The organism is Nocardia sp. NPDC050713 (assembly GCF_040654315.1).
GTDB lineage: Bacteria > Actinomycetota > Actinomycetes > Mycobacteriales > Mycobacteriaceae > Nocardia.
In genome coordinates this window covers 473,298-496,035 of the sequence record NZ_JBFAHS010000003.1, presented here as the reverse complement: position 1 = coordinate 496,035, position 22,738 = coordinate 473,298, and the positions used below count along the sequence as shown (strand labels likewise).

21 protein-coding genes are annotated in these 22,738 nt (G+C 68.7%); 13 read left to right on the top strand and 8 right to left on the bottom strand.

From position 1 onward, the window contains the following. Window positions 1–243: 243 nt before the first annotated feature. Window positions 244–1,557: a helix-turn-helix domain-containing protein gene (locus AB0H49_RS08815; RefSeq protein ID WP_355002492.1), complete on the bottom strand. Its 1,314-nt coding sequence runs from the start codon at window positions 1,555–1,557 to the stop codon at window positions 244–246. Between the two features lie 175 nt (window positions 1,558–1,732). Between AB0H49_RS08815 and AB0H49_RS08810 the strand changes: the two genes are divergently transcribed. The 4 genes from AB0H49_RS08810 to AB0H49_RS08795 all read left to right on the top strand — a co-directional run bounded on the left by AB0H49_RS08810 (window position 1,733) and on the right by AB0H49_RS08795 (window position 7,522). Further along, complete coding sequence (locus AB0H49_RS08810) at window positions 1,733–3,193, top strand: AMP-binding protein (protein WP_357248945.1); 1,461 nt, start codon at window positions 1,733–1,735, stop codon at window positions 3,191–3,193. Between the two features lie 116 nt (window positions 3,194–3,309). Beyond that, on the top strand, window positions 3,310–5,130 hold the full coding sequence (locus AB0H49_RS08805) for a DUF3556 domain-containing protein (RefSeq protein ID WP_357248942.1): 1,821 nt from the start codon (window positions 3,310–3,312) through the stop codon (window positions 5,128–5,130). Between the two features lie 27 nt (window positions 5,131–5,157). After that, entirely contained in the window at window positions 5,158–6,570 is a 1,413-nt protein-coding gene (locus AB0H49_RS08800; RefSeq protein ID WP_357248939.1) for an NAD(P)/FAD-dependent oxidoreductase, read from the top strand. A 118-nt stretch (window positions 6,571–6,688) separates the two neighbouring features. Beyond that, window positions 6,689–7,522, top strand: coding sequence for an RNA polymerase sigma factor SigF (locus AB0H49_RS08795; protein ID WP_355002488.1), 834 nt, complete (start codon window positions 6,689–6,691; stop codon window positions 7,520–7,522). A gap of 50 nt (window positions 7,523–7,572) precedes the next feature. Here AB0H49_RS08795 and AB0H49_RS08790 read toward each other — a convergent pair whose 3' ends face one another. Continuing rightward, on the bottom strand, window positions 7,573–8,052 hold the full coding sequence (locus tag AB0H49_RS08790) for a GNAT family N-acetyltransferase (RefSeq protein ID WP_355002487.1): 480 nt from the start codon (window positions 8,050–8,052) through the stop codon (window positions 7,573–7,575). A 176-nt stretch (window positions 8,053–8,228) separates the two neighbouring features. On the opposite strand from AB0H49_RS08790, the gene AB0H49_RS08785 reads away from it, so the two are divergent. The 8 genes from AB0H49_RS08785 to AB0H49_RS08750 all read left to right on the top strand — a co-directional run bounded on the left by AB0H49_RS08785 (window position 8,229) and on the right by AB0H49_RS08750 (window position 15,706). Next, a complete protein-coding gene (locus AB0H49_RS08785; protein ID WP_357248935.1) occupies window positions 8,229–8,615 on the top strand; it encodes a hypothetical protein in 387 nt (128 codons plus the stop codon). Window positions 8,616–8,742: 127 nt separating this feature from the next. Continuing rightward, window positions 8,743–9,684: a LysR family transcriptional regulator gene (locus tag AB0H49_RS08780; RefSeq protein WP_357248932.1), complete on the top strand. Its 942-nt coding sequence runs from the start codon at window positions 8,743–8,745 to the stop codon at window positions 9,682–9,684. Window positions 9,685–9,717: 33 nt separating this feature from the next. Then, window positions 9,718–10,014, top strand: a complete 297-nt coding sequence (locus tag AB0H49_RS08775) for a DUF6506 family protein (RefSeq protein WP_357248929.1) — start codon at window positions 9,718–9,720, stop codon at window positions 10,012–10,014. A gap of 107 nt (window positions 10,015–10,121) precedes the next feature. After that, window positions 10,122–10,631 (top strand): YfcE family phosphodiesterase, encoded by a 510-nt coding sequence (locus tag AB0H49_RS08770; protein ID WP_357248926.1) that lies wholly within the window; start codon window positions 10,122–10,124, stop codon window positions 10,629–10,631. A gap of 198 nt (window positions 10,632–10,829) precedes the next feature. After that, window positions 10,830–11,624 carry an aminoglycoside adenylyltransferase domain-containing protein gene (locus AB0H49_RS08765; RefSeq protein ID WP_357248923.1) on the top strand — a complete coding sequence of 265 codons (795 nt, stop codon included), beginning with the start codon at window positions 10,830–10,832 and terminating at the stop codon, window positions 11,622–11,624. Between the two features lie 216 nt (window positions 11,625–11,840). Further along, entirely contained in the window at window positions 11,841–13,070 is a 1,230-nt protein-coding gene (locus tag AB0H49_RS08760; RefSeq protein WP_357248920.1) for an FAD-dependent oxidoreductase, read from the top strand. Between the two features lie 25 nt (window positions 13,071–13,095). Beyond that, window positions 13,096–14,097, top strand: a complete 1,002-nt coding sequence (locus tag AB0H49_RS08755) for a dipeptidase (protein WP_357248917.1) — start codon at window positions 13,096–13,098, stop codon at window positions 14,095–14,097. 226 nt (window positions 14,098–14,323) lie between these two features. Then, window positions 14,324–15,706 carry an FAD-dependent oxidoreductase gene (locus AB0H49_RS08750; protein WP_357248914.1) on the top strand — a complete coding sequence of 461 codons (1,383 nt, stop codon included), beginning with the start codon at window positions 14,324–14,326 and terminating at the stop codon, window positions 15,704–15,706. A 24-nt stretch (window positions 15,707–15,730) separates the two neighbouring features. Here the strand turns inward: AB0H49_RS08750 and helR are convergent, their stop codons facing one another. Beyond that, window positions 15,731–17,926 carry an RNA polymerase recycling motor ATPase HelR gene (gene helR, locus AB0H49_RS08745; protein ID WP_357248911.1) on the bottom strand — a complete coding sequence of 732 codons (2,196 nt, stop codon included), beginning with the start codon at window positions 17,924–17,926 and terminating at the stop codon, window positions 15,731–15,733. A gap of 266 nt (window positions 17,927–18,192) precedes the next feature. Continuing rightward, entirely contained in the window at window positions 18,193–18,837 is a 645-nt protein-coding gene (locus tag AB0H49_RS08740) for a dihydrofolate reductase family protein (protein WP_357248908.1), read from the bottom strand. A gap of 61 nt (window positions 18,838–18,898) precedes the next feature. Here AB0H49_RS08740 and AB0H49_RS08735 point away from each other — a divergent pair, with 61 nt between their 5' ends. After that, complete coding sequence (locus AB0H49_RS08735) at window positions 18,899–19,423, top strand: helix-turn-helix domain-containing protein (protein ID WP_357248905.1); 525 nt, start codon at window positions 18,899–18,901, stop codon at window positions 19,421–19,423. Between the two features lie 68 nt (window positions 19,424–19,491). Here the strand turns inward: AB0H49_RS08735 and AB0H49_RS08730 are convergent, their stop codons facing one another. The 4 genes from AB0H49_RS08730 to AB0H49_RS08715 all read right to left on the bottom strand — a co-directional run bounded on the left by AB0H49_RS08730 (window position 19,492) and on the right by AB0H49_RS08715 (window position 22,713). Beyond that, window positions 19,492–19,998: a hypothetical protein gene (locus AB0H49_RS08730; RefSeq protein ID WP_357248902.1), complete on the bottom strand. Its 507-nt coding sequence runs from the start codon at window positions 19,996–19,998 to the stop codon at window positions 19,492–19,494. Window positions 19,999–20,383: 385 nt separating this feature from the next. Further along, the gene (locus tag AB0H49_RS08725; RefSeq protein WP_357248899.1) at window positions 20,384–21,103 is read right to left on the bottom strand and encodes a hypothetical protein; all 720 of its coding nucleotides are present in this window, start codon (window positions 21,101–21,103) and stop codon (window positions 20,384–20,386) included. Then, complete coding sequence (locus AB0H49_RS08720) at window positions 21,100–21,375, bottom strand: hypothetical protein (protein WP_357248896.1); 276 nt, start codon at window positions 21,373–21,375, stop codon at window positions 21,100–21,102. The genes AB0H49_RS08725 and AB0H49_RS08720 overlap by 4 nt, the downstream gene beginning before the upstream one ends. A 42-nt stretch (window positions 21,376–21,417) precedes the next feature. After that, on the bottom strand, window positions 21,418–22,713 hold the full coding sequence (locus tag AB0H49_RS08715; RefSeq protein WP_357248893.1) for an AarF/UbiB family protein: 1,296 nt from the start codon (window positions 22,711–22,713) through the stop codon (window positions 21,418–21,420). Between the last annotated feature and the right edge of the window lie 25 nt (window positions 22,714–22,738).

The window sequence follows — 22,738 nt, the reverse complement described above, 5'->3', positions numbered from 1 at the left end:
GAGCCACCGGAAAGCCGATCACCAGGCGTCACGACCGAGTCGCCGGGGAGCTGACCGCCGGGCCCCACCACCGAGCCACCGGAGAGCCGATCACCAGGCCCCACCACCGAGCCACCGGAGAGCCGATCACCAGGCGTCACGACCGAGCCACCGGGAAGCCGACCACCAGGCCCCACCACCGAGCCACCGGGAAGCCGACCACCGGCCACCGATCTGCTGACACCGCATCCGGCGACGGGACTGTCATTCCCGTGCGGAACCCGTTGTCGTGATACCGAATTGAGCGCAGACCATGAGCGCGATCTCGACGTCGAGCCGGTTGGTGCCGAGCGAATGACCGAGCAGCTCTTCGGCTTTGCGGATCCGGTAGTGCACGGTGTTCTTGTGCACGTGCATGCGGGCGGCCGCGTCGGTGAGGCTGCCGCGCGCGTCGAGGTAGACCTGGGCGGTCTCGCGCAGCCGGGCCGTCGATTCGTCGTCGCGCATCAGATCGCCGAGCACTCGCCGCGCCCACACCCGCACGTCCGGGAGACTGTCCTTCAGCAGACCGGCCACGGCGACCCGGGGATATAGGGTGAGCTGACGTACCTTGGCGGCGGTGACCGCCACGCCGCGCGCGCATTGCGCGTCGTGGAACGTCTGCCGGAACCCGGCGAGCCCGGCCCCTCGATCTCCGACCGCCATCCGCAGCGACGGTTGCTTGCGCAACTCGGCTTCGAGCACGGCCGGATCGAGCGACGGCTTGCCCGTCGAGGAGATCCACGCCCAGCAATTGTGTTCGTCGACGAGGATGGTGAGCGGTTGCTTGCCGGTCGCGGCGGCGAGCATGCCCACGCCGGTGCGCAGCAGGTCGTAGGAGGCCGCGGAGCCGGGCGGCGTCCAGATGACCGCCGCGAGATGCCAGCCGCGCAGCGAGGTCCCCAGCATCTGCTCCGCCGAGGCCAGATCCAGCTCCTCCCCCTCGAGCACCGCTTTGACCTGCGCGGCGCGCGTCGCGTCCGTGCGGGCGTCCCAGCGCCGCCGTTCGTTCTCGTAGATGTCGATGACGCCCTCGATGACCCCGTCGATGTAGCGGTTGATCCGCGCCGCGATCCGGCTGGTGGTCGCCAGCGCCAGCTCGGCCGAGGGATCGAGCGTCCGCAGCACGGTCATCGCCGTCTGGGCGAACATGTGCTCGCCGAGGCGGTACGCGCGCAGCAGCGCCTCCAACGACATCCCGTGCTGGGCGAACCGGCGGGCGTACTCGGCGGCGGCGGGCGGCACCGTGAGGTCGTCGAACGAGATGCCCAGCGTGAGCAGGTCGAGGATCGCGGCGAGGTTCGAGGCTGTGCTGGCTTCCATCAGCCGCCGCACCTCGTCGTCGTGCCGGAACTCCTCGATCATGTCGGCGAACATCGCGGTCATGTCCGCGAGCAGCCGTGGCAGGTCGGCCTTGATGCGTTCGGCCACCTCGCGGACCGCCGACTCGACGTCGTCGTTCCCGCCCGCGTCCGCGCCGCCATTCGGTTCGGCGTGTGGCCTGCCCCCGTCGATCGTCCGGTCATCAGGTTCGCTCATTTGTTCCGGGACGATACGCCAGGTCAGCGGCCCGGGCGGGCGCTTACGCCAACCTTTTGTGCCACCGGCACAACCCGCGCCGAAAACTCTGGGATGCGGGCCCGTAGCTCCGCCTTCGCCGGGTATCTACCTTGGAAATGTAATCCGAGTCACGTACGCATTCGATGGTGAGGAAATGGTGCAGAACGTAGCCGAAATACCCCACGTGCGGGCGCTCTGGAATCCGACCGGGCCCTGTCTCGCGGACGATCGCGAAGAACTCGACAACGAGAATTTCGCGCGCCGCGTCCGGGCCGCCGCGACCGTTCTGCACACGCACGGAGTCCGGCGCGGCGACGTGGTAGCGGTAATGCTGCCGAACCGCCTGGAATTGGTCATAATCCTTTTCGCGGCCTGGCATCTCGGCGCCGCGGTCACGCCGATCAAGCCGGATTCGACATTCGACGAGGCGCACTATCAGATTTCCGACTGCGCCGCGAAAGTCGTGATCACCGAAGGCGGACGCGGACTCCACGCGCTGGACGTGGCCAACGTGGCCGGACCCGCCGTCGGGGTCGGCGCGCCGGTGCCCGCAGTGGCGATCGAGGACGACGCGACCGCCCTGATCATCTACACCAGCGGCACCACCGGACAGCCGAAGGGCGTCGTGCTCGACCACGCCAACATCGCCGCGATGTGCGCCATGCTCATCGAGACGCTCGGGCTGGACGAGACCGATCACAGCCTGCTGATCCTGCCGCTGTTCCACGTCAACGGGATCGTGGTCAGCGTGCTGTCGCCGCTGCTGGCGGGCGGCCGCGCCACCATCGCCGGACGTTTCTCCGCGTCCACCTTCTTCGATGTGATCGAGCGCGTCCGGCCGACCTACTTCTCCGCGGTGCCCGCCATCTACGCCATGTTGGTGGCCCAGGCCGCGGAGCGGACGCCGGACACCTCGTCGTTGCGGCTGGTGGTCTGCGGCGCCGCCCCGATGCCCGCCGAACTGATCGCGCGCTTCGAAACCCGTTTCCGTGTACCGATAGTCGAGGGTTACGGCCTGTCGGAGGGCACCTGCGCGTCGACGGTGAACCCGCCGCGCGGGCGGCGCAAGCCGGGCACGGTCGGGGTGCCGCTGCCCGGTCAGACCGTGGCCGTCATGGATTCCGACGGCGACCTGCTCGGCGCGGGCGAACGCGGCGAGGTGGTGATCAAGGGCGCGAACGTGATGCGCGGCTACCTGGGCAGGCCGGAAGCGACCGCCATGACCGTCGTCGACGGCTGGCTGCACACCGGCGACGTCGGCTACTTCGACGAGGACGGCTACCTGGTGCTGGTCGATCGCATCAAGGACATGATCATCCGCGGCGGCGAGAACATCTACCCCAAGGAGATCGAGAACGTCCTGCACGCGCACCCGTCCGTGCTGGAGGCCGCCGTGGTCGGCGCGCCGCACGACGTGCTCGGCGAAGTGCCGGTCGCGCACGTGGTCGCCATGCCGGGCGCCGAGCTCACGCCGGCGACCCTGCTCGAGCACTGCGGCGTTTCGCTCGCCCGCGTCAAATTGCCGGTCGCCATTCATCTGACCGAATCGCTGCCGCGCAATCCGGTGGGCAAGATCGACAAGAGAAAACTGCGCGCCCTGGCGGCGCCTGCCTGAGCCGCACAGTAATTCGGCTCCGTAAGAACTGAACCGGCCACCGTCCGAACGCGATCGATGAGCGAACGGATGTCGATGCCGTGCACCCGAAAACGATCGCGAGAAAGGTTCGAACAATGGGATTCAAAACGGGAGATTTCCCGCCCGTCGACGTGGACACATTCCTCGACCAACCGCTACGCGAGCGCATGCGCGCGCTGGCGTTGCACTGGGTGGAATACGGGTTCGGCAGCCCGCGAATGATCCACACCGTCTATATCGCCAAACTGCTCGTGCTCTACACCGTCGGCGGCGTCGCGCTGGCGACCTGGACCTCCGGCGTCGGACCGTTCTGGGCGGTGGGCGAGTGGTGGAACGAACCGATCGTCTACCAGAAGCTGGTGCTCTGGACCATCCTGCTCGAGGCGATCGGCCTGGCCGGATCCTGGGGTCCGCTCGCGGGCAAATTCAAGCCGATGACCGGCGGCATCCTGTTCTGGGCTCGGCCCGGCACGATTCGCCTGCGGCCGTGGCGGCACGTGCCGTTCACCAACGGCGACACCCGCACGATCGTCGACGTCGGCCTGTACCTGGCGTTCCTCGGTTCGCTGCTGACGGCGATCGTGCGTCCCGGCATCCCGAGCGCGTCCCTGAGCACCGCGCTGCCGGACAACACGGCGGGGTTGGTGAATCCGGCGCTGCTGATCGCGCCGATCGTGCTGTATGTCCTGTGCGGTCTGCGGGACAAGACGATCTTCCTCGCGGCGCGCGGTGAGCAGTACCTGCCCGCGCTGATCTTCTTCGCGGCGCTGCCGTTCGTCGACATGATCATCGCGGCGAAGCTGCTGATCTGCGCCGTCTGGATCGGCGCGGGCGTGTCGAAATTCGGCGACCACTTCTCGAACGTGGTTCCGCCGATGATGTCGAACAGCCCCGCCGTGCCGTTCCGGCGGATCAAGCGCCTGCACTACCGCGACTTCCCGCGTGATCTGCGCCCGTCCAAGGTCGCCTCGTTCCTGGCGCACGTCGGCGGGACCACGGTCGAGATCGTCACGCCGCTGGTGCTGCTGTTCTCGACCAACCACTGGTTGACCCTCGCCGGCGTGGTGATGATGGTGGTGTTCCACTTCTTCATCACCTCCACCTTCCCGCTGGCGGTGCCGCTGGAGTGGAACATCCTGTTCGCCTACCTGACGGTGTTCCTCTTCCTCGGGTACCCCGCGGCCGACGGCTACGCCGTGACCGACATGTCCTCGCCGTGGCTGACCCTCGGCATCGTCGCCGCGCTGGTGTTCTTCCCGGTCCTCGGCAATCTGCGCCCGGATCTGGTGTCGTTCCTGCCGTCGATGCGGCAGTACGCGGGCAACTGGGCCTCGGCACTGTGGGCCTTCGCGCCCGGCGCGGAGGAGAAGCTGAACAGCCTGCCGCACCGGCCCGCCAAGAACCAGATCGACCAGTTGCAGGCCATGGGTTACCCGAAGGCGATCGCCGAGATCACCATGCAGCAGACCATCGCGTGGCGGTCCATGCACAGCCAGGGCCGCGGACTGTTCTCGCTGCTGTACAAGCGCATTCCGGATCTCGACCGGTGGACGGTGCGCGAGGCCGAGTTCGGCTGCAACTCGCTGATCGGCTTCAACTTCGGCGACGGGCACCTGCACAACATCGATCTGATCGACGCGGTGCAGTCGCGCGTCGGGTTCGCGCCCGGCGAGTGGATCATCGTGTGGGTGGAGTCCCAGCCGATCCACCGCGGCGTCCAGCGGTACCAGGTCATCGACGCGGCGCTCGGCGTTGTCGAGCGCGGAGAATGGCGGGTGCGCGACGCGGTGCGGACGCAGCCGTGGCTGCCCGACGGCCCGATCCCGCACGAGGTGACCTGGCGGCGCGCGGGTTACGAGGCGGCGACGCTACCCGCCGCGCCGGTCCGCGAACCCGAGCCGTCGCGCGTCGGCTGACCCATGACCACCGGAACGGAGAGCGATATGAGCACAGCGGTCGTGGTCGGCAGCGGCCCGAACGGTCTCGCGGCGGCGATCGTGCTCGCCGAGGCGGGCCTTCAGGTCACCGTGCTGGAGGCCGCCGACGAGATCGGCGGCGGCGCGCGGACCAGGGAAGCGATCGTGCCCGGTCTGCTGCACGACCAGTGCTCGGCCATCCACCCGATGGCCGTCGGCTCTCCGTTCCTCCGGTCGCTCGACCTGGCTCGCTACGGGCTGACCTGGGCGTGGCCGGACATCGACTGCGTCCATCCGCTCGACGACGGCAGCGCCGGTGTGTTGCACCGCTCAATCGCCGACACGGCAGCCGGTCTCGGCGCCGACGGTCGTGCGTGGCGGCTGCTGTTCGAACGTCCCGTCGCGCGCTACGACCGGATGAGCACCGACATCATGCGGCCGCTGCTGCGGGTGCCACGCCATCCGGTGAGCTTGGCGCGCTTTGGAATTCCCGCGCTGATTTCCGCCGACCTGCTCGCGGCGGCCTTCCGCACGCCGCAGGCGCGCGGCCTGTTCGGCGGCGTCGCCGCCCACGCCTTCCGCCCGCTGAACCGGCCGCTCAGCGCGAGCATCGGCCTCGGCATCCTCACCGCTGGCCACGCCTACGGCTGGGCCGTCGCCGCGGGCGGTTCGCAGCGCATCACCGACGCGATGGCGGCGCGGCTCGGCGACCTCGGCGGCAAGATCGAGACCGGAACTCCGGTCAGGTCGGTGGGCGATCTGCCCGCGGCGGAGGTCGTGATGTGGGACGTGGCGCCCACCGCCGTCGCGGAGATCCTCGGCGACCGGCTTCCGGCGCGAATCGGCAAGGCGTTCCGGCGTTTCCGCTACGGACCCGGCGCCTTCAAGGTCGACTTCGCCGTGCAGGGCGGTATCCCGTGGACCGCGACGGCCGCCCGCCGGGCCGGAACCGTGCATCTGGGCGGAACCTACGCGGAGGTCGCCGCGACCGAGCGCGACATCCACACCGGACGCATGCCCGAGCGGCCGTTCGTGCTCGTGGGTCAGCAGTATTTGGCGGACCCGGGGCGCTCGGTCGGCGACATCCACCCGATCTGGGCGTACGCGCATGTCCCGCACGGCTACACCGGCGACGCCACCGAAGCGATTGTCGCCCAGATCGAACGCTTCGCCCCCGGTTTCCGCGACCGCGTCCTCGGCGTCGACGTGCGCACCACAACGGATTTCGCCGACTACAACCCGAACTACGTCGGCGGCAACATCATGACCGGCGCCAAGGACATCCCCCAGCTCGTCTTCGGCCCGCGAAAGACCTTGCAGCCGTACGACCTCGGCCTCCCCGGCCACTACCTGTGCTCCGCCGCCACACCGCCCGGCCCCGGCGCGCACGGCATGTGCGGCGCCAACGCCGCCGACCGCGCCCTGCGCTGCCTCCGCTGACCGGCGACGCCATACGAAGAGGTCTCAGGCGGCACGAATTCCGGCTTCGACGGACGTTTGCCGTCGGCGGTCGCGGGTATCTGACCGACGTCGAATTCGGTTGGGAGCGAGGTATTCCATGAGCAACTCGGCATCGGAGAGCAAGCCGGGCGCCAAGAAGTCCGGCGACAGCTACGACGACATCGAACCGTGGTTCGAGAAGCTGGCCGCCCTCGACGCCGACGACCCGCAGCGCCGCGCGCTGCGGGAAGAGATCGTGCACCGGTGTCTGCCGCTGGCGGGCAATATCGCCCGCCGCTTCGCCAACCGCGGCCAGGATCTCGACGACCTGCAGCAGATCGCGCTGCTCGGCTTGGTCCAAGCGGTGGACCGCTTCGACGTCTCCCAGGGCAAGCCGTTCCTCGCCTTCGCCGTGCCGACGATCATGGGCGAGGTGCGCCGCCACTTCCGGGACCACACCTGGGCCGTCCGGGTGCCGCGCGGCATCAAGGAACTGCACCAGCGCCTCGGGCCCGCCACCGACGCGCTGACCCACCGGCTCGGGCGCATGCCCACCGCGCGCGAGCTGGCCGCCGAACTCGGCGTCGAACTGACCGAGGTAACCCAGGCGCTCGTCGCACGCAACGCCTACACCGCCGACTCGCTGGACACTCCCGAACGCGGCGAGGAGGAAGGCGGGACGCCATCGATCCGGGAGACTCTCGGCACCGTCGAACCGTGCTATCGCCTGCTAGAGGACGCCATGGCGGTGCGACCGCTCATCGCCGCGCTGCCCGAGCGCGAACGTCGAGTGCTGATCATGCGGTTCTACGAGAACCGGACCCAGGCCGAGATCGGACGCCTGATCGGCTGCTCGCAGATGCAGGTCTCCAGGATCCTCACCAACACGCTCGACAGTCTGCGCGAACAGGCACTCGCGGAGCCGCCCGCCCGCGTGACCAGCGCGGCCTGAGTTGCCGCGCTCTGTCGGCCGAAAATCCCTCGCACCAATGGTTTCGGCGCTCATCCGTCGAGTGGCAGTTCGAAGACCGCCCGCGCCTTGCCGGGGCCCTTGAAGTCGGAGACGACCGAGACACCGTCGATGGTCCGGTCGCCGGGCACGTTCCGGAAACCGAGCGCCGCCCAGGTGCGGTGGGCCGCGTGGTTGCCCGGCATCGAGGTCAGGTAGATCCGGCGGCAACCCATCGTCGCCGCGGTCGCGCGCAGCTGGTCCATCAGGGCGCGCGTGACGCCGCGGCGGCGGAAATCGGGATGGACCATCAGATCCTGCGCGTACAGGTCGGCCGGTTCGTCCTGGCTGCGAAAGGCGACGAGTGCGCCAGCGATCCGGCCGTCGATGGTCGCCACCGGACAGGTCGAGGAGAACAGGTTCGCGTAGAGCCAGTAGTCGGAGTAGGTGCGCGCGGTGATGTAGGGCATTCCCAGCTCCATCAGCGCGATCACCTCGGGAATCGCGCCCTGGCGCAACGGCTCGATGATCATCCGACCAGTCTGCCCCGCTCGACGCGGCCGAGGTCGCGAACGGCTCTGCGGTCGGCGCGCGGTTCGCGGATTTCCGGCCTGCCAGCTGCGGCAGAGTCGCGGCGAGCACCAGCGCGTGGACTGGGTCTCGATGGGGTGGGTAATCCCTCATTCCCAGGATCAGTGAGAGGAGGGCCATGAAGATCATCGTCTTGTTGCTGCTGGCTCCGTTCCTGTGGCCTTTCTACCTCGTCGTCTGGTGCTTCCAGAACCCGGACAAGACCAAGCAAGCTTTCGGCAGCCTCCGAGGGTCGATGCGTCGGCACCCCGGCGCGTGGACGTGGGCGGTCGCGGCACTCGGCCTGCTCATCGGTATCGGCAATCTCTTCGACGCCGAACTCGGTGGCGCCGCCGCGGGCTTCGCGATCGTCGCGGGCTGCGTGGGCGTGCTCCTGAAATTGCGCCGCAACTCCGCCGCCGCCGTGGCCGCCGCCGTCTCCGCCCGCGCCGACGCCCAGCACCTCGCGTATCTGCGCGGCGACGAATGGGGCACCTACGGAACGAGAAATCGACCGGCTCTCTGACGGAACCACCGATGCCGCGGTCCCGTGCGTGTCGAACCGGCGGTCGCGGTCCCGGCGCGGCCCCTCGCGAGCCGAACCGGGCCGTCGCCGGGAAGGTGCGTGGGCGCTGGTTCGTTAGCGTGGCGGAGTGGAACTGCGACAGTTGCGGTATTTCCTCGCGGTCGCCGAGGAGCGGAATCTCACGCGCGCCGCGGATGCGGTCGGGATCAGGCCGACATCGTTGAGTCAGCAGATCATCGCGCTCGAACGTGACCTCGGTACGGCGTTGTTCGTACGGGGTTCCGCCGGCATGACGCCGACTCGGGCGGGCGCGCGGCTCGCCGAACATGCTCGTGCCGTGTTGGATTCGGCTCGCCGAGCACGAGAGTCCGTGCGGGAAGCGCGGACTCCGCGCGTCGCCGTGACACCCGGTGCGCCGCCGTGGTCGGCTTCGGTGTTGTGGCGCGGGGTCGCCGAGCCGACCCTGGAGTTCCTCGACGCGCAGACCGCCGAACAGCTGCCCGCCCTGCGCGAAGGCTCGCTCGACATGGGCGTTCTGCTCTTGCCCACGGATCTGGCCGGACTGGATCATGTCGTGATCGCCGAGGCGCAGCTCGGCGTGATCGTGGCCGCCGGTCATCGGCTGGCCGAGCGTCACGCGGTGCGGTGGGCCGATCTGGACGGCAGCGCGCTGTCGTGGTTCGCGCGATCCGCGGCGCCGGGCTATCACGACGCGATCCGCGAGTCATGGCTCCGAGCGGGCTGGCAGCCCTCGGCGATCCGAGCCAGCGCACCGCGACGAGCACTGTTCGCGGCCGAGCTCGCGCACGGCGGGGATGTCGTCGCACTGCGACCGGCGTGGGACGTGCGTCCGGGCGACGGGTTGGTCTGGCTGCCTTTCGTCGAAGACTCGCCGTTCATCCGCTACGCGCTGGCCTGGAATCCGGCCGATTCGGCGGCCTCGCGATGGTGCCGGATGGTCGCCGACCTGGTGCGTGCGGAATGGCCGCACGCCTCTGCGGTTCTACCTCGTGGACAGCGCGACCCGGCATCGGCTTCGCTGGGCTTCGATCGGGTCGCGCCTCGATAGGTCCGCGGCCGAAGCTCTAGGAGAGGCACGCGCATGGCGCTGACCGCATGGGGATTCATCTACACCGCGGCAGGAAGCGATCCCGAAAACGAAACCGTCGTGGAGACGGCCGCTTGCCGGTCGGTGTTCGTCGGCGTCGATCACCCGGAGCAGGCCGTCGACGTGGCTCGCCGTTTGGTCGACGGCGGCGCCCAGCTGATCGAACTGTGCGGCGGGTTCGGTCCGGTATGGACGGCACGGGTGATCGAGGCGGTGCGCGGTGCGGTTCCGGTGGGCGCGGTGGCCTACGGCGCCGAGGCCGTCGACCAGGTGCACGCGATCTTCTCGTGACGGGTGTCTCTGCCGCGGATGCCCGATCGACGCGCTGGTCGGCCGCTCGCAGCGCGGATTCGGTGGCTTCGGCTCGTCGTACCTCCGGCGGTGGTAGACCGGACACCGTGCGGTTGCTGATCATCTCCGACACCCACATCCCGAAACGCGCGCGCGATCTGCCGGAATCCGTCTGGCGGGCGGTGGACGTCGCCGATGTCGTCGTGCACGCGGGCGACTGGGTCGAGGTGGCGCTGCTGGATCGGCTGGAAGCGCGCAGCAAGCGACTGATCGCCGTCTACGGCAACAACGACGGGCCCGAGCTGCGCGGCCGTCTCCCGGAGATCGCCCGCGCCGACCTCGACGGCCTGCGGCTGGCGGTCGTGCACGAGACCGGCCCGGCCACCGGCCGAGACGCACGCTGCGCCCGCGACTTCCCCGATACCGATGTCCTGGTGTTCGGCCACAGCCACATCCCGTGGGACACCGTCACCTCCACCGGCCTGCGCCTGCTCAACCCCGGCTCCCCCACCGACAAACGCCGCCAGCCCCACCACACCTACCTGACGGCCACCGTCACCTCGGGCGAGATCACCGAAGTCGAACTGCACACGATCCCACCCGCGCGCCGCGCTTAGCCCTCCGTAGGACGATTTCACCGAGTCCCCCAGTGGATCGCCCCGTGGCAGGAGCCGGGTCTCGATCCGTCGATGCCGGATACGACCATCGACGCGCTCGAGACGGGTCGCCACGGTCAGGTCACGCAGCGCACATCGGTTTCGACTGCGCGCACGTGTCCGAGGGCCGGTATCCGACCCTGGGCCGATACTGGTCGTATGACCTCCACGCTCGTGGATCCGGAATCGGTGCCGGTCGAGGTGCGGCCGTACCTGGAAGAGCTCGTGCGGCGCACCCGCGCCGTATGCGAACCGCATCTCGTCAGCGTGTTCGCGGTGGGGTCCATCGCGCTCGCCGACTATCGGCACGGGCGCAGCGACGTCGATGTGACGGTGGTGGCCGGTCCGGCTCTTCCCGGGCGGGCGGTGCGCCAGATGGCGAAAGTGCTCGCTCATCCCGCGCTGCCCTGTCCCGCCGCGGGGCTGGAATTGGTGATCTACGACTCCGAGTTCGCCAAGCGACCGTCCGTAGCGGCGGGATATTCGCTGAACCTCAACACCGGTCCGCTGCTGCCGAGCCGCGCCGACTTCGACCCGAAGCGATCCCCGGCGTTCTGGCATGTCATCGATCGCTCCATCGCCCACCAGTCCGGTCGGCTCCTCTACGGGAGTCCGGTACGCCAGGTCGTCGCGGCGCCGCACGACCGCGACCTCTACGCCGCGATCCTGGCCTCGGTCCGCGAGCACGCGGACGGGGTAGGTCATTTGAGCGACAACCAGGTCCTCAACGGCTGTCGCTCGGTCGCGTTCTGCCGCACCGGCCGCTGGCTGGCGAAGCGGAATGCGGCGCGGCTGATAACGCAGACCGAGGAAGCGTTCCGACCGCTCATCGAAGCCGCGCTGGACAGCTTCGAGCGCCCCCGCTCCTCGGCGGTCCCACTACCCGCCGCCGACGTACGCACCTTCCTGTCCTGGGTCGCCGACCGCATCGAAATCGAGGCGATAGCCCGGTGAAAACAAGCGGCGGTCGTAATCCGAGCAAACGAAACGCGTGATCGTGCCGAAGTGATCCCACATCGAGGACACCGCCGCCGGGCCCGGAATAGACTGCGACTACCCGACCGTCGGCAACGTTCTGGCAATCCAGCGAGGACGACGCACCGGTCGTCGGAATGCTTCCGGCGTTCGAAACGAAGGGCGCACAATGCCGCGCTACGTCAGTTCCGGCATATGAGCACGCCGCGAACCGCACTAGTCGTCGGCGCGGGCATCGCCGGGCTCACTGTGGCCCACCAGCTCGCGCACCGCGGCGTCGAGGTGACGGTGCTGGAAGCCGAGCGCGTCGGCGCGGGCGCCTCCCACGGCAACGCCGGGTGGGTGAACCCGGCGCAAACCGGCCCCTTCCCCGAGCCCGGACTGATGCGCGACGGGCTCCGGCATCTGCGCTCGCCCGAGTCGGCATCGCGGATCGCCGCCCGGGACTATCCGCGGCTGTTGCCCTGGCTGCTGTCCCTGGCCCGCCATTCCACCGCCCGCCGCTACGGACGCGGCGTCCTGGCGCTGGCCGAGCTGGGCAAGCGCTGCTTCCCGCTGCTGGACGAGCTCGCCGACGAAGGCGTCGAATTCCGGCGCGTCGACGCGGGTCTGCTGGCCGTGGCCCGCGAGGCCGATGCCGTGCGGGCGTTCCGCCGCGCCCGCGAACCGTTCCGGGCCGCCGGGTTCTCGGTGCCGGAGACCATCCTGGACGCCGACGCGCTCCATGAGCTGGAGCCCGCGCTGTCGACGCTGGTCCGCCACGGCGTCGAACTGCGCGATCACGTTCAGATCGATCCGGGCGCGTTCGTCGCCGCTCTCGCCGCGCATCTCCGTGGCATCGGCGTGCGCATCGAGGAAGGCGTCACCGCCACTCGTTTGGGTACGCGCGCCGAGGTCGCGACCGGCGCGGGCCGTCGTCACGCCGATGTGGTGATCGTCGCGACCGGAGCGAGTACCGCCCTGATCGGAAGACGATTCCCGCTCATCGGCGGTCGCGGCTACAGCTTCGACGTCCCCGCCGCCACCGCGCTGCGCCGATCGGTGCTGTTGCTCGACGACCACATCGCCTGCGCACCGCTCGGCGACCGGCTGCGCATCGCCTCGGGCATGGACTTCGGGCCGTCGGCGCAGTTGAGCGCTCAGCGACTCGACCCCATCGCCCGCTGCGCGTCGGTCATGCTCGACGGCATCGATTGGACCGACCGGCAACGCGAATGGAGCGGGCAACGACCACTGACACCGGACGGACTGCCGATCATCGACCTGCTGCCCGGCCACGCCGAAACCTACCTCGTCACAGGGTTTTCCATGCTCGGCATGACACTGGCCGCGCCCGCCGCCGAAGCCCTCACGCGCTACGTGATCGACGGCGTTCGCCCGCCGGTACTGACCCCGTTTCGCGCCGACCGATTCCGGCGGCGCTGACCGTCCTTCTCGTCTGGAGGTACGCATGCTCGTCTCCGTCGAAGCCCAGCAAGTGCACGACAGCGCCACCGTCATCGACCTGCACGCCGACACTCCGAAACTGATATCCCGCGGCTACGACTTCACCGTCCGCCATCGCCCGCGCTGGCCGATCAGCCGGTACGTCGGACATGTCGACCTGCCACGCATGCGCGACGGCGGTCTCGCCGCGCAATGGTTCGGCATGTGGACGGCCCCCTACCCGCGCCGCGGCACCGCCGCCGACATCCACCGCCAGCTCGACGCGCTCGACGAAACCGCCCGCGCCCATCCCGACAGCTTCCGGCTGGCGACCACCGGCGACGACATCCGCCGGGCGCGCGCCGAGGGAATCAGCGCCGGACTGCGCGGTATCGAGGGCGGCCAAGCGCTCGAGGGCGACCTCGACAACCTCGTCGCCTTCGCGCGGCGCGGCGTGCGCTACCTGGGGTTGCTGCACTTCAGTCGAAGCGAGATCGGTTGTCCAGCAATGGGTATCGGCCGTAGCCGGGAGGAAGGGTTGACCGGCTTCGGGTGCGAGGTCGTCGACGCGTGCGCCGAACTCGGCGTGCTGGTCGACCTCGCCCACATCAACCGCCCCGGCTTCTTCGACGCCATCGCCCGCGCCCACGGACCGGTCATCGTCTCGCACACCGGCGTGGCCGGAGTCCGGCCCATGTGGCGCAACATCGACGACGAACAAATCCGCGCCATCGCCGATACCGGCGGCGTCGTCGGTGTCATCTTCTCCCCCGCCTACCTCGGCGGCGAACTCGACGCGGTCGTCGATCACCTGCTGCACATCATCGATGTCGGCGGCCGCGAGACCGTCGCGCTCGGCTCGGACTGGGATGGCTTCATCAGACCCGCGCGCGGACTGGAAAGCCCCGCCCAGCTGCCGCGGCTCACCGACGCGCTGCTGCGCCGCGGCCTCGCCGCCGAGACGATCCACCTGCTCCTCGGTGGCAACGTGCTCCGCGTGCTCGACGTCATCTCCCCCAGCCACTGAACGAAGCCGATCCCAGCGCACGACCGAATCGCTGCCACGAGCACGAACGGCGATGCCGTGCGGGCAGACTCGGCGCGCGAATTGCTATAGAATTGCTGGAAAATTCCGACGCGAGCCCGAACGCAGAGGGTGCGTCGAGGCCGCGGCCGGTGATGCGCACGGCCGCACGGTGGCGGCACGCGGAAATCGGCCGCTCGCGGAAAATCCGATACGAGGGCGGCGCTCCATGACAGACGTCGACTATTGCGTGATTGGCGGGGGTTTCGCCGGACTGACGGCCGCGCTGCGGCTCAGCCAAGCGGGTCGGTCGGTGGTGGTGCTGGAGGCACGCGACCGGCTGGGCGGGCGCACGTTCACCGAAGCGCGCGCGGACGGGTCCTGGATCGATCGCGGGGGCGCCTGGATCGGGCCGGGTCAGGACCGGATCCACGCGCTGATGCACGAGTTCGGTGTCCCGAGCTACAAGCAGTACACCGACGGCGAGGCCATGATGATGGTCGGCGGCAAACAACACCGCTACACGGGCACCATCCCGTGGACGATGAGTCCGTGGGCGGCGATGAACCTGGGCGCGGTGTTGCTCGAGCTGGGTCATATGTGCGGATCGGTTCCCCTCGAGAGTCCGTGGGCGGCGAAGAACGCGGGCAAATGGGATCGAATCAGCTTGGCGCAGTGGCTGGACAGCACTGTGGCGTCCAAACCGGCGCACGAACTCCTCGAGACCGCGATCACCGGTTGCTACACCTCCGCCGCCGCCGAAGTGTCGCTGCTTTTCGTGCTGTACCAGATGGCGTCCGGCGGTGGGCCCGGCTTCGTCCTCGGCGTCGAGGACGGCGCCCAGGATGCGCGGCCGGTCGGCGGTATGGGCGCCGTCTACGGTCCGATGGCGGCCGCGATCGGCGATTCGATCCACCTGTCGCAGCCGGTGCGGCGCATCCAGCAGGACGCCGACGGAGTGACGGTGCGTTCCGACGACTCGACCGTGCGGGCACGCCGGGCGATCGTCGCCGTCCCCTTGGCCATCGCGAGCCAAATCCTTTACGAGCCAATGCTTCCGGTCGATCGATCGTTCCTGCACCAGCGGATGCCGAGCGGCTCCATCATCAAGACCTCCGTCGTCTACGACCAACCGTTCTGGCGTAGCGACGGATTGTCGGGCCAGTCGGTCGCACCGGGATCGCCCGCGACCATCACCATCGATGCCTGCACGGACACGGGCCGACCCGGGATCCTGTGCGTCATCGCCGAGGGGCCTATCGCGCGGCGGATCGGCCGACTCGACGAAACCGAGCGGAGAGAAGCCATTCTGGACGCACTCGTCGAGCGGTTCGGCGCGAAGGCCCGCCCGCCCGTCGACTACCTCGAGCAGAACTGGAGCGTCGAACGCTACTCCGGCGGCGGCATGCTCAGCCACGCACCGACCGGTGTGCTGACCCAGTTCGGCCACGCCCTGCGCGCACCGTGCGGCCGCATCCACTGGGCCGGAACCGAGAGCTCCGCCGTCATGTGCGGATGGGTCGACGGCGCCGTCCGCTCGGGCGAGCGCGCCGCCACCGAAGTCATGGAACACGACACCGCGACCGCCGCGGGCAGCCCATTGCCTCGCTGATGCCCGACGGCGAAATCGCTACGCCTACCGCGGAATTCCGGCGTGGGCGGGTGGTCCGGTCTCGGTGAGCCCGGTCAGGGACCGCGGTAGTGGGCCTTGGTGGAGGACGCCGAGGCGTTGGGTGGCGCGGGTGAGGGCGACGTAGAGTTCGGCCGCGCCTCGGGGGCCCTCGGCGAGGATTCGTTCCGGTTCCACGACGAGGACAGCGTCGAATTCCAGGCCTTTCGTCTCCGACGCGGGCACCGTGCCCGGCACGCCGGGCGGCCCGATCACGATGCTGGTGCCTTCGCGACCGGCTTCGTCACGGACGAATTCCTCGATGGCGGTGGGCAGTTCGTCCGCGGCGACCTGCCTCGACCAGGGCTGGACGCCGCAGGCGCGGACCGATTCCGGGGGCTCGACCCCGGGTGCGAATTCGGCGAGCATCGCGGCGGCGACGGCCATGATCTCCGCCGGGGTGCGGTAGTTCACCGACAGCGACCGGTAGACCCACCGGCCGGGCACGTACGGCTCCAGCATCGCGTCCCACGAGGTCGCTCCGGCGGCCGACCGGCGTTGGGCGAGATCGCCGACCACCGTGAACGATCGGCCGGGGCAGCGCCGCATCAACACCCGCCAGTCCATCTCGGACAGCTCCTGGGCCTCGTCCACCACGACGTGCCGGTAGGTCCAATCCCGGTCCGCCGCAGCGCGTTCGGCGACCTCGCGGGTGTCGCGTTCGAGAAACCGATCCGCGAGATCCTCGGCGTAGAGCATGTCCTGGGCGAGCAGATGGTCCTCGTCGTCCATCAGGTCTTCGCGGCTGATCATCAGGTCCAGCACGCCCGCGGCGTACGCCGCCTCGTCCTTGCGTTCCCGCTCGGCGTCCCCGTCGGCCGACTTGTCGCGACCGAGCAGGTCGACGAGTTCGTCGAGCAGCGGCACGTCCGATACCGTCCAGGCGTCGCTGTCGGCGCGCCACAGCGTCTGGTCGGCACCCGCCGCACGCAACCGTTCTGGGGACGAATACAGCTCTGCCAGTAATGTTTCCGGCGTCAGTATCGGCCAGAGTTCGTCGAGCGCCGCGGTGAACCTCTCGTCGTCCGCGAGTTCCGCCAGAAGGTCGGCCCGCAGCTGCTCCCAGGCTTCGCGGTCGTCACGGGTCAACCAGCCCCGGCCGATCCGGGCGATCGCCCGCTCGGTGAGGACGTACGTGACGATCTCGCTGAACACCGCACGAGCCTGGTTGTGCGGCAATCCACTCGCGCGCGCCTCCTCCCTGGCCCATTCCGCGGTCGGCGCGTCGATCCGCACCGTGACGTCCTGCAATGCGATCGGCAACGGATGCTCCGGCAGTCGCTGGCGATCGGCGACCGCCGCAGCGAGGACGTCCAGGATCTTCCGCGAGCCCTTCAGCCGCGCGACTTCCGGAGCGTCCTCGGCGGTGACGTGCAGACCGGGCACGAGATCGCCGGTGGTCGTGAACACCACATTGGATTCGCCGAGCGAGGGCAGGACGCGGCCGATGTGGGTCAAGAACGCCGGATTGGGCCCGACCACGAGCACACCGTGCCGTTCCATCCGCTCGCGCTGGGTGTAGAGCAGATACGCGACGCGGTGCAGCGCCACTACGGTCTTCCCGGTCCCCGGGCCGCCTTCGATCACCAGAACACCAGGGTGATCGAGCCGGATGATCCGGTCCTGTTCGGCCTGGATCGTCGCCACGATGTCGCGCATCCCGGCACCGCGCGGCGCGTTCACCGCCGCGAGCAAGGCCGCGTCGCCGCGCTCGCCACCGCAGGGGCGACCAAGGACCTCGTCCGTGAAATCGACCAATCGCCTTCCGCGCGTGTGGAATTGGCGGCGACGGCGCATGTTCTCCGGATGCGCGGCGGTGGCGGTGTAGAACGCGCTCGACGCGGGCGCTCGCCAATCGAGCAACAGCGGTTCGAACTCGTTCGCCTCGTCGAACAGGCCGATCCGGCCGATGTAGAGACGTTCGCCCGAGAGCGAGTCCAACCGGCCGAAGCACAGCCCGTTGTCGGCCACGTCCAGCCGCCGCACCTCTTTGCCCAGCGCGCGCACCTCGAAATCCCGTTCCATCGGTGACACGCCGTTTCCCCGCAACGCCGCGCTGTAGCGGCCCTTCACTCGCGCGCGCTCGGCGTCGAGCCGCGCGTAGAGCCCGTTCACGTAGCTCCGCTCGGACCGCAATTCGTCTTCGTACCGCCGGGTCGACACTTGCCCCTCACTTTCGCTGGCTCGACGATTCCTCGGGTTCCCGTGGACGCCGGTTTTCTGCGACCCGGACGTCGACAACACACCGCGCACTTCGCGACACCCCATTTCCGCAGGTTCTGGCTTCGGCGGGCCATTGTGCGTGACGACCGGGGCCTTGCCGCAAGCCCCCCTGTGCGCTATATGTTGAAAGGGGAAAGGGGTGGGGACCGCTTTCCATTCATCGTCCGACGCGGTCGGGCAACCTCCTCACGAAGCCGTCGAAAAGATCATTTCCGCCAGAAGAAGTGGTGCACGATCCCGCTCGGGCGCGGAACCCGCTCCAGATGGAAACGGTCGGCGAGTTCGTCGGGACTCGTCCACAGTCGTTCGCCGCGACCGAGCGCGACCGGCGCGACGGCGAAGTGCATCCGGTCGATCAGGTCGGCGTCGAGGAACTCCCGGATCGTGGCGACCCCGCCGCCGATCCGCACGTCCTTGCCCTCGGCGGCCTCGAACGCCCGCGCGAGCGCGTCCTTGGGAGTCGCATCCAGGAAATGGAATGTAGTGTCCCCCAGCGTGATCGAGGGTCGCTCGTAGTGGGTGAGGACGAATACCGGTGTGCGGAACGGAGGCTCGTCGCCCCACCAGCCCTGCCAGTCGTAGTTCTCCCACGGTCCCCGCTGCGGACCGAACTTGCCCCGCCCCATGATCTCCGCGCCGATGTTGTTGCGGTAGTCGCGAGTGATGTAGTCGTCGAGGCCGTAGGTTCCACCCGGCTCGGTCCGGGTGGGCCAGTGCGCGGTGGCGCCCGCCCAGGAGAAGAACGCACTCGGATCGGCGTGACCGAACGGACGCTCGAAGCTCTGCCCCTCGCCCGAACCGTATCCGTCGGCGGACACCATGAAGTTCTGCACACGGACCATCTGTGTCATGGAAACTCCCCTTTCTGGTTGCAATGTGCAATCGGTTAGGAACCTAACCTAGACTGATCCCGTGTCGCAACCAGTTGCCCATGACAAGCTGCCGGTGTCCCCGGGCAAATCGGGCTGCCCGATCAACATGACGGTCGAGCTTCTCGGCGACCGCTGGAGCTTGATCGTCCTGCGCGACATCGTGTTCGGCGGCAACACACACTTCCGCGAGCTGCTCACCGCGTCCATCGAAGGCATCGCGTCGAACATCCTCGCCAACCGCCTCGCCAAACTCGTCGCCGCGGGACTGCTCACCCGCCACGACGACCCGAGCCACCGCCAGAAGGTCGAATATCGCCTCACCGAGGCGGCGATCCAACTCGTCCCCGTCATGGCGCAGCTGGGCGCGTGGGGCGCACGTTGGCTGGACACGACGCCGGAACTGACCGTGCGAGCCGAGCTGCTGGCTGCGGGTGGCCCGCCACTCTGGGAACGATTCATGACCGAACTACGCGCCACCCACCTCCACGGCGCGCCGCCGCCCGCCGACGGGGTGCTCGCGGAGCTGACCGCCGCCTATCACGAAGCGGCCGCGAAGGCGGGCTGACCGCAGCCGCGACCGGGCGGGTCAAGCGTCCCTGGTAGTCGGCAGGACCGCTGTCGAGGGCATGGATCTCAATCGACGAAGGCCGGGGGCTGCTCCGGCGCGTACCCGCCGCGCCGGAAGCGGTCCAACCCGTATTCGGTCCCGAGTTCGGAGCGCAGCCCCGGATTGCGCACGTAGAACACGAACAGGTGGTAAACCCGGGTCGGGTCGGTCTCGAGGTCCTTGTGGCCGATGTCGATGGTTCCGTAGCCGGTGTCGGCATCGCCGGTGACAAGCGTGGTCACGTTGGTGCCGCTACCGAATCTGAACCCTTCTCGGCGGTTTCGGGCGCCGACCGCCGAGATGTCCTGCCAGGCAACATTGGTCGGGCCATTGCCGTAATCGATCGCGACGTGCTGTGCCGTGAGCACGATACCGACGTTGCCGAGGACTTTGCGAGGTTTGTAGGTACCGAGGCCGAGGAGGATGGCGAACAAGGCGGGCAGGGCAATGAGGAAGAACAACGCGGCTCCGGTCGACCAGTCGTCGTTCAACGAGGCGATGAACTGCCACAGTCCGGCCCCGAGCAGAGCCACTCCGACCGCTACGGCTAGCAAGCTTCCGGCGGAGGAAGGGCGCGGTACCGGCAGCACAAGTGCGGGCCCGGCATCGGTGACACGGATGTCAGCAGCCACCGGAGCGGTTCGAGGGAGTTCCGACCATCCCCACATCGTGAAAGAGGCGGCCAGGGGACCCAGTAGCGCGACCCCGAGGAGTCCGGCCCATCGATCCGATCCCGCACCTGTCACGACTGCCCAGATCACGCCCGCAACGATCGGCCACAAGACCAGCGCACACGCGAACGGCAGCACCGCATAGCGATACGCGCCGAACGCTTTTCGCTCCCAATCCGCTGGTAGCGGCAAGGCGGACGTACTACGGTATCTCCCCACCACGTCTCCTCTTGCGATCTCGCCCGGCCTACGCGGTCGCCGATCTGATGGAAGCCTCGGTCGCCCCCTGCACGATCTGAATGAGTTTCGGCACCATTCCGATGATCGTCGACGCTTCTTTCGCAAGCTGGAGCAGGATACTCGACAACTTCGTACCCGCGCCCGCGATGCTCGTGCTGGCGCGGGCGACCGCCGCGAAAGACGCCGTCCCCCCGGTGCAGATGATGATCGCGGCAGCCTCCACGAGTACACCGGCCAGCCAGTTCAGGAGTTCGGTCACGACACCGCGAACGCCCTCGACCAGATCACCGAGCGCGGCATTCACTTTGCTCAGCGAGGCGGCGAGGGAGGCCTGAGCCTCGATGTCCGCCATGAACGCGTCGGCCTTGCTTTTGTAGGCCGCACCGGCGGCACCGGCCCATTCACTGACATCTTTGTCGAGTTCGGTGTTCCATGTCGCGGCGGCTTTGGTCAGCACATCGGAGATGTTCTCCCAGGACTTGGAATACGCCTTGACCATGTCCGGGTTCCCGGTGACCCAGTCGAGCGCCTTGCGCAGCGGCTCGACATTCTCCAGCATCCAGCCCATCAGCAGGGCGCCCACGATATTGAACGGATCGAATTTCGCCAGCGGAACCCCTGCGGCCATGCGACTCCGGTACTCCAGCACGTCCGCCGCGGCGACGGCTACCGAGGAAGCTTTGAGAGCCGCGCTGTACAAATTCTTGACCGGGTCTTCCCCATTCAAGGCTTCCTTGACCAGCCCGCCGGCTTCCCACGTATCTCCCAGCGGCGTACCTTTGAGCAGCCCCGGTTCGGCACCGTCGCTGTTGATCCTCGGAAGCAGCGCCTTCTGGTCGAAACCATAATGACGAAAAGCCCGTAGCCGTCGTCCAACTTGGCCACGTAGTCGGCGGCCTGCTTGGCTTGGCTGACGTTGCCGAGCGTCGATTCGACCGCGCTGGCGTGCGCGCGTACCTTTTCGGGATCGACGACGATGTCGTCACTGTTCCACATCATGTCCTCACTCCAACCGCGAACTCTTGCCCGCGACCGCGCGACTCAGGAGGTCGCGCGCAGGGATTCCGCGAGCACGCCCGCGAAGAAGCGGCTCAATGCCTTGTCGGACACCGGATTCCAGCCCGGCGCGACCTGCTTCATGTAGCGCTCCAGGTAGACGACCTGCTTACCGGCCAGGACCAGGTTGCGCGGGATGGTCATGCCGTGTTCGTCGGCGAGCGCGCGCAGTTCGGTGCCGACGTCGCCGAGCCGTAGCATGCCGACCGGCGCGTCGGCGTGCATGGCGACCGCGCGGATCCGGTCGGCCAACTGCTCGACTGGTGCCGAGGCGCTGAGCACACCGAGGCGCACCAGCGCGCGGGTCGCCGCGGTGAAGTCGCCCAAGAGCAGAAGCGCGGCGATGCAGTGTTTGATCTGTAGACGCGTCGGCTCGTCGAGCTCGCCGACGATCCCGAAATCGATCAGCACGACCCCGCCGTCCCGGTCGATCAGAATGTTGCCCGCGTGCAGATCCCCGTGGAAGAACCCGCCTTTGAGCGCGGTGTGGAACAGCGAGAGGGTCAGCCTGCTCATGATCGACTCGCCGTCGAACGCCTCGGAGTCTCCCGGCGCCGGCTCGATGATCGTCGTCCCCTCGATCAATTCCATGGTGAGCACCGAGCGCGACGACCACTCCGTGTGCACCTCGGGCACCCGAACCTGCCCGGTGAAACCGGCGGCAGCCAGTTCCGCGGCCCACCGCCGCATCGCGTCCGCTTCCGCCGCGAGATCCAGTTCCCGCGGCAGAAGCGTGGTGAACTCCTCGATGACCCCGGAGATGTTCCACCGGCGTCCCTCGGCGGTCCAGCCGAGCACGACCGCCGCGCAGCGCAGCAGCGTCACGTCGGCGGCGACGGTGTGCTCGATGCCAGGCCGGACGACCTTCACCGCTACGGAATGACCAGAGCTCGTCACCGCGCGGTGCACTTGCGCGATGGACCCGGACGCCAGCGGGTCGTCGTCGAATTCGGTGAACAACCGGCCCACCTCGACGCCCAGGCTCGCCTCGATGCGCCGCCGGATCAACGCCACGTCCACCGGCGCGACCTGTTCGAGCAGCGGGGCGAACTCCCGCGCGGCCGCCGTCCCGAAGACGCTCGGCGAGGACGCGACGAACTGCCCGAACTTCACGAAGATCGGCCCGAGCGCGACGAACGCGCCGGGCAGCTCGGCGACCAGCGCCGACGGGCGACCGGTGCGCCGCCGCACCAGATCGCGTGCCAGCACGGGCGCGAGCACCCGGACGATGACCAGAACGCGGGCGGCGCCGCGCGCGGCCGCCGTTATCCGAATGAACATCCGGGCCCCTTTCCGAAACTATCGC

Bases quoted from the DNA above. Each gene is read 5' to 3' on its own strand.
- AB0H49_RS08790 (WP_355002487.1), bottom strand. From the start codon at position 8,052: ATGATCATCGAGCCGTTGCGCCAGGGCGCGATTCCCGAGGTGATCGCG.
- AB0H49_RS08715 (WP_357248893.1), bottom strand. From the start codon at position 22,713: ATGTTCATTCGGATAACGGCGGCCGCGCGCGGCGCCGCCCGCGTTCTG.
- AB0H49_RS08795 (WP_355002488.1), top strand. From the start codon at position 6,689: ATGAGCAACTCGGCATCGGAGAGCAAGCCGGGCGCCAAGAAGTCCGGC.
- AB0H49_RS08815 (WP_355002492.1), bottom strand. From the start codon at position 1,557: ATGAGCGAACCTGATGACCGGACGATCGACGGGGGCAGGCCACACGCC.
- AB0H49_RS08760 (WP_357248920.1), top strand. From the start codon at position 11,841: ATGAGCACGCCGCGAACCGCACTAGTCGTCGGCGCGGGCATCGCCGGG.
- AB0H49_RS08805 (WP_357248942.1), top strand. From the start codon at position 3,310: ATGGGATTCAAAACGGGAGATTTCCCGCCCGTCGACGTGGACACATTC.
- AB0H49_RS08720 (WP_357248896.1), bottom strand. From the start codon at position 21,375: ATGATGTGGAACAGTGACGACATCGTCGTCGATCCCGAAAAGGTACGC.
- AB0H49_RS08785 (WP_357248935.1), top strand. From the start codon at position 8,229: ATGAAGATCATCGTCTTGTTGCTGCTGGCTCCGTTCCTGTGGCCTTTC.
- AB0H49_RS08750 (WP_357248914.1), top strand. From the start codon at position 14,324: ATGACAGACGTCGACTATTGCGTGATTGGCGGGGGTTTCGCCGGACTG.
- AB0H49_RS08775 (WP_357248929.1), top strand. From the start codon at position 9,718: ATGGCGCTGACCGCATGGGGATTCATCTACACCGCGGCAGGAAGCGAT.
- AB0H49_RS08810 (WP_357248945.1), top strand. From the start codon at position 1,733: ATGGTGCAGAACGTAGCCGAAATACCCCACGTGCGGGCGCTCTGGAAT.
- AB0H49_RS08740 (WP_357248908.1), bottom strand. From the start codon at position 18,837: ATGACACAGATGGTCCGTGTGCAGAACTTCATGGTGTCCGCCGACGGA.
- AB0H49_RS08800 (WP_357248939.1), top strand. From the start codon at position 5,158: ATGAGCACAGCGGTCGTGGTCGGCAGCGGCCCGAACGGTCTCGCGGCG.
- AB0H49_RS08755 (WP_357248917.1), top strand. From the start codon at position 13,096: ATGCTCGTCTCCGTCGAAGCCCAGCAAGTGCACGACAGCGCCACCGTC.
- AB0H49_RS08765 (WP_357248923.1), top strand. From the start codon at position 10,830: ATGACCTCCACGCTCGTGGATCCGGAATCGGTGCCGGTCGAGGTGCGG.